Source organism: Streptomyces sp. NPDC059371 (assembly GCF_042751995.1).
In the GTDB taxonomy this organism is placed as follows: Bacteria; Actinomycetota; Actinomycetes; order Streptomycetales; family Streptomycetaceae; genus Streptomyces.
On sequence record NZ_JBHYXD010000032.1, the window covers coordinates 79,174 to 85,246 of the forward strand.

At 72.4% G+C, this 6,073-nt stretch carries 3 protein-coding genes; all 3 read right to left on the reverse strand.

What is annotated here, in order from left to right; translation table 11 throughout:
• Window positions 1–14: 14 nt before the first annotated feature.
• The 3 genes from ACFXGX_RS20060 to ACFXGX_RS20070 all read right to left on the reverse strand — a co-directional run bounded on the left by ACFXGX_RS20060 (window position 15) and on the right by ACFXGX_RS20070 (window position 5,874).
• The gene (locus ACFXGX_RS20060; protein ID WP_384792748.1) at window positions 15–947 is read right to left on the reverse strand and encodes a hypothetical protein; all 933 of its coding nucleotides are present in this window, start codon (window positions 945–947) and stop codon (window positions 15–17) included.
• Between the two features lie 544 nt (window positions 948–1,491).
• Window positions 1,492–2,295 (reverse strand): hypothetical protein, encoded by an 804-nt coding sequence (locus ACFXGX_RS20065; RefSeq protein ID WP_384792750.1) that lies wholly within the window; start codon window positions 2,293–2,295, stop codon window positions 1,492–1,494.
• A gap of 414 nt (window positions 2,296–2,709) precedes the next feature.
• Window positions 2,710–5,874, reverse strand: a complete 3,165-nt coding sequence (locus ACFXGX_RS20070) for a sacsin N-terminal ATP-binding-like domain-containing protein (RefSeq protein ID WP_384792753.1) — start codon at window positions 5,872–5,874, stop codon at window positions 2,710–2,712.
• Window positions 5,875–6,073 lie beyond the last annotated feature (199 nt).

The following is a 6,073-nucleotide window of genomic DNA, read 5'->3' on the forward strand; positions in this document are numbered from 1 at the left end:
AGCTACGTGACCGACTACTGCACGTCGACGTAGTCACCCGTGGCGTTGACGGCCGGGGTGGTCGAGGTGCCCGCGAAGCTGTAGCGGTAGTAACCGTCGACGGTGGCCGTCGTGGTCGTCTTCAGGTTGCCGGTGCTGTCCGACTTGATCGTCTTGAGCGTGGTGTAGGTGCTGCTGCTCTTCTTGCGGAACTGCAGCTTCACCGACTGGCCCGTGTAGCCGTGGTAGGCGTTGTCCTCCCAGTTGGCGCGGGAGAGCTTGCCGGTGACCGTGACGGTCTTGCCCTTCTTCACCGGCTCCGGCGCGGCGTTGACGGTCAGCTTGGAGTAGCGCTGGACGTTGGGGGAGGTGAAACCGCCCTGGTCCGCAACTCCGACCTTGCTCAGGTCGATGTTCTCGTCGGCCGGGTCCTCGCCGTTGTACGCGATGGCCAGACCGGCGGCCTTCCAGGCGCCCGCGTCCGAATTGAACAGCTCTCCCTCGGCCGGGTAGATGTCGATGACCGCCTTGCAGGAGGCGGCGGTCGCCGAGGTGGCGGTGCAGGTCCCCGGGTTGTTGCCGAAGAGCAGGTTGTCCGGCGTGTCGAACGAGCCCTTGTAGAGGTAGGGGCCGTTCAGGAAGTCGTCGGCGGTGATGTCGACGTCGGCCCCGTGGTTCAGGGTGTACGTGACCGGGACGACCACGTGGTTGCTGATGCCGACGGTGATGGCCTTGCCGCCGTTGACCTTGATGTTGGAGAAGCTGGCGTCAAGGTCGTACGGAACGCCGTCGACAGCGCCGGTCGAGCCGGTGTAGACGGTCTTGCCGGACGCGGCGTGGGCGGCCTCCCGCACCTTGGCGACGTCGGTGCGGTACGAGGAGGAGTCGGCGGCGTGGGCGCCCGGCACGACGAAGGCGGAGAGAGCCAGGGCGCCGGAGACGGCGGCCACAGTGGCACGTATGCGCATGCAATCCCCAAGAGGAGAAGGGGCCCCGACGGTGGTCGTTCCTTACGGTTCGTCTTCACACGGGGCCCACGTGTTGGTGGAGCCTGTTGGCTCGGAAGAGGAGATCACTCAGGCGAGTGAATGGTTGTACGGGAGATGAAATCTTTGTACGACTCTTTCGAACGGCCGTGGATCCCCGGCCCGTGGGCCGGGGATCCACGGCCGGGCTCAGGGCCGAGCTCGGCTCATGGGCTACCGGACGTCGACGTGGTCGCCCGTGGCGTTGACGGCCGGGATGGTGGCCGTACCCGCGGTCGCCGTACCCGCGAAGCCGTAGCGGAAGGAGCCGTCGACGGTGGCCGTCGCGGTCGTCTTCAGGCTGCCGTGGCTGTCCGTCCCGATGGCGCTTCTCGAATGGCCGTACGAGAAGCGAAATCTTTGTGCGGTGCATACGGGGATCGGGACGGGGATCGGGACGGAGACCGGGACAAACGGAAATCCCCGGCCCTGGGGCCGGGGATTCCTGGTGGCATCGGGTGTTCAGGTATTACCGGGTGTTCCGGTGTTACTGCACGTCGACGTAGTCACCCGCGGCGCTGACGCCCGGGGTGGTCGTGGTGCCCGCGAAGCTGTAGCGGAAGTACCCGTCGGCGGTGGCCGTCGTGGTCGTCTTCAGGTTGCCGGAGCTGTCCGTGGTGACCGTCTTGACCGTGGTGTAGGTGCTGCTGCCCGCCTTGCGGAACTGCAGCTTCACCGGCTGGCCCGTGTAGCCCTGGTACTTGTGGTTGTCCCAGTTCGCGCGGGTCAGGGCGCCGGTGACCGTGACGGTCTTGCCCTTCTTGACGGGCTCGGGCGCGGCGTTGACCGTCAGCTTCGACAGACGCTGGACCTTCTGGGTGCCCAGGTCGCTCTGCCACTTGAAGTGCTCGCTGTTGTCGAGCGCGACCGCGCCGACCTTCCAGGAACCGGCCTGGGAGTTGGCCAGGTCGTCGTAGTCGCCGGTGGCGGCCGGACGGAACTGGATCTTGGCCGTGCACTTGAGCACGGTGGAGGAGGAGGCGGTGCAGGTGCCGGGGTCGTCGCCGCCGATGAGGGCTTCGCTCGGCTCGGTGATCGAGGTACCGCGGTAGAGCAGCGGACCGCTCATGAAGGAGCTCGCGCTGAGGCTCGCGGGGTGCGTCACGGTGTAGGTCGCGCTGACCTCGACCTTCGCGGAGGCGCCGACCACGATGTTCTTGCCGCCGTTGATCACGACGTTGGAGACGGTGACGCCGGACAGCGGGTTGCCCGCGGCCTGCGCGGCCGGCACGGCGAAAGCGGAAAGGGCCAGGGCGCCGGTCACGGCGGCCACGGTGGCTCGTATACGCATGGGGTTCCCCAGGTGGAGAAAGGGGGTCCCGGCGGTGGTCGTTCCTCACGGCTCGTCGTCTGCACGGGACCCAAGTGATCGGTGAGTCTGTTGACTCAAGGAGTGAGATTAGTGAGGGGTGGGACTGGTTGTACGGGCGGGGTGAAGAAGTCGCAGTTTTTAGGTTCGCGTTACGCGGGGATGGCGAAACACGGAGAAAAGCCCGGCCCCGGAATTCCCGTGACCGGGCGAAACGTGCCGTCCGAATACGGCGGGACCCGACCGGCTCGAATACGTCGGAACCCGACCGACCGGCCCGACCGGCCGGCTCGACCGACCCGCCCGACCGACCCGCCCGACCGGCCCGACGGGCTGGCTCGACCGACCCGACCGGCCCGACCGCCCGGCCCGCCGTGAACGGTCGGTCGGGGGCGGTCAGTCGAACCAGCGGTCCCGGGCCAGCTCCTCCGTGCGGGATGGGTCCTCCAGCAGCGCGGCGACCTCGAAGCGGCGCGGCCACTGGCCCGCCGCCCAGGCGAGTCCGGCGGCGACACCCTCCAGGGTGGAAGCGTGCAGGACCCCGTCCCGGGTGCGGCGCCAGTCCAGTTCGGTGCCGTCGACCACGAGCTCCTCGTGCTCCATGTACGAGGCGGGGGTCGCGGGGCCCAGCAGGACCCGTACGGACTCCGGTACGTCGTGCTCGGTGCCCTCGGAGGTCACCTCGCCGGTGACGGACTCGCTGAGCCGGCGCACCTGGAACAGCTCGGCGAGCTCGGCGGCCCGCGCCGGAGGCACCGGCAGCAGCGGCATCCCGTCGGTGAAGGCCAGCAGATCCGGGGAGTCCACGACCACCGCGTCGGCCGCGTCCACGACCCGCACCTCGCCGTCCACGACCGCCCGCAGCTCGTCCGGCAGGGTCACCCGCTCGGGGTCGAGATCGGCCAACGCACTGTACAGGCCGTGCAGTTGGGCACCGGAGACCGGACGGTCGGGTTCCGCGAGCCGGTCGAGCAGTTCGGCCGCGCCGCCCGGCTCGTCGAGCAGGGCGGCCACGGAGGTACGGACACCGAGCGCCCGCAGGACCTGCTCGTCGTCGAAGCCGGTCGCGTCGGCCTCGTCGTACAGGCCGCGCAGCAGCGGATCGCCGCCGGCGGCCAGCAGACCGGCCGGCCGGCGCCCGTCGAGCACCGGATGCCCGCGCAGCCACCACGCCGTGTGCGGCCGGACGATCTCGTGCGTGCCGTCCGGGAGCAGGACGCGCACCTGCTGGATGATCGCGTCCCGCAGCGGCGGCTGGGCGAGCAGCGCCAGGGCCTGCGGCCACCGGTCGTCGTCCACCAGGTCCAGATCCCGTACGGCCACGATCTCGGTCGCGACGGGCGGCACCGGCGAGTCGGGCAGCCGGTCCAGGACGTCCTCGCACCACACGTCCACCGCGTCCAGCAGACCCGCGTCGTCGGGCTCGGCGAAGTCCCCCTCGCGCGGCTCCAGTTCATCCGGGTCGAGCACGACGTCGGTGGCGCGCACCAGGGCGAAGCCGGCGAGCACGCCGCAGGCCGCCAGGGGCTGCTCGCCCCAGCGGTCGGCGAGCTCGGCGTCGACGAAGGCGAGTTCGTCCTCGCGCATGATCCGGGCGAACGGGCTGCCGGGCAGCACGAGTTCACCGGCGGGCACGAGTTCGCCCTCGTCGTCCGGCAGCGCGAGCGCGCCCAGCCAGGGCTCGTCGCCGGGTTCGAGCGCGGCGTCACGGACCAGCGCGAGGACGGTGTCCGCGAGCTCCTCCGCGTCCAGGATGTCCTCGTCCCACGCGCCGCCCTCGTCGTCGAGCGAGGCGGCCACCGCGGCCCGCACCTGCGGCGTCGTGAGCACCGCGCGGGGCGAGGCCGGCAGCGCGCCCAGCTTCTCCAGGAGGGGGTGGGCCGCGTCGGGGTGCGCGACCTTGAGGCCGAGCCTGGCGAGCGTCCCGGGGGCCACCAGGGACCCCTCGGGGGTGGGCAGCAGGATCTGGCGGGGGCCGATCGTCGTACGGCCGTCGGCCAGCGGCACCGGCAGGCCCGACAGCCGGTCCGGGTCGACCCCGGCGAGGCTGTCGTACAGGCGGTGCCACCACTCCGGGTCCTTCTCCAGGCCGGCCAGCCGGTCCACGGCCTCGGCGAGCGGGACCCGGGCGACGCCCAGCGTGCGCAGCTCCACCCGCCGTTCGAGCCCGGCGGGCAGCAGGCCGGTCAGTACCTCGGCGAGCACCCGGACGGTCTCGGCGCCCGCGCCCTCCACCACCTCGGCGTCGCGCGGCCGCAGGGCGGCGGGGGTCTCCGCGGGACTGCTCCCGGGCCAGTCCTCGGGGGTGTCGACGGCCGGCAGCCGGGCCGGCGGGGCGGCGGGCGGCAGGAACGCGGTGCGCGGCAGCCGGTCCAGGATCGCCTGGCGCAGCGCTCCGTCGAGCTCGCCCTTGCCGAGCGGGCCGGGCACCAGGTCGATGATCCCGGTGTCCACCGGCCGCCAGGCGGCGAGGAGTTCGGCGTACGCGTCCGCCGCGCGCTCCACCAGGAAGTCCGTCAGCGGGCCGGGGGCGGTGTGGCGCCGGGTGGTGTCGAGCGGGAAGGAGGCGATGAGGAGCGCGGGCACGCCGAGGGCCTCGTCGCTCGGCGTCGGCGCGTGCACGACGGGGCTGGTCCTCGGGCGGCCCGGGGCTCCCTCGGTGTCCACGGGGACGGCCCAGGTCACGGACCAGTGCGGACGCAGGCGCTCCTCGACCGGGCGGTCGGCGAGCAGGGCGGTGTCGAGGGGGCCGTGCGCCTCGGCGGTGCGGTAACGGGTGGTGCCGTCACGGGTGTCGTCGATGACGGCGCCGTGCTCGGCGGCGGTCCGGCGCAGGGTGCGGACCTCGGCGTCGCCGATCTCCACGACCACTTCCTCCAGGCCGGGGAGGGCCAGCAGGAGGGCGTCGTCGATGTTGCGCAGGAGGCGCTCGGCGAGGTCCTCGGCGGCGGTGTCGCGCAGCGGGAGGATCACGGCGGTGTCGTACGTGTCCGGGGCCGTGCCCTCGGCCGCGAACGGCAGCCTCAGCAGCGGTACGTGGCCGTCCCGTCGGCGGATCTCGTCGCCGAGGCCGGGGCTGTCCGCGGCGGTGCCGGCGGCGAGGTCGCGGGCCTCGGCGAGCGCCCAGCGGACGCCGCCGTGCCGGCCCACGACGGCGGGCTCGTCGGTGATGGCGAGGACCGCGGCGAAGCCGACGCCGTAGCGGCCCACGGCTGCCGTGTCGTGGGCGTCCCGCTTCGCTGAGGCCCTGAGGGTGGCGAGGGACTCGACGCCGACCGCGTCGAGGGGGGCGCCGGTGTTGGCCGCCACCAGGACGCCGTCGCGGAGCGTGAGGCGCAGGCGGCCGGGGGTCCCGGCGCGGGCCGAGGCGTCGGCGGCGTTCTGGGCGAGTTCCACGACGAGGCGGTCGCGGTACCCGCCGAGGACGAGGTCCTCCTCGGCGTTGGCGTCCTCGCGGAACCTGGCCGGGCTGGCCGCCCAGGCGTCCAGTACTCCGCGGCGCAGGCGGGCCGTGCCGAACGGGTCCGCACCCTCGGCAGCCGGCCGCACGAACTTACTCACGGGTTCACTCTCCCTCTCGCCTGACGCGACCGCGAATGCTGCACCGGGTCGCGGCTTGAAGGTACCGCGCGCTCTGGCCTGCTCCGGGCGGGGTCCGGGGTGCGTGGGTCGGTGGGTGGGTCGGGGCCGTGCCGGTGCATCAGCCCGTCGCCGTTGGACAAGACGTGACCGTCGGTGGCGACGGGCATCGATGTACCGG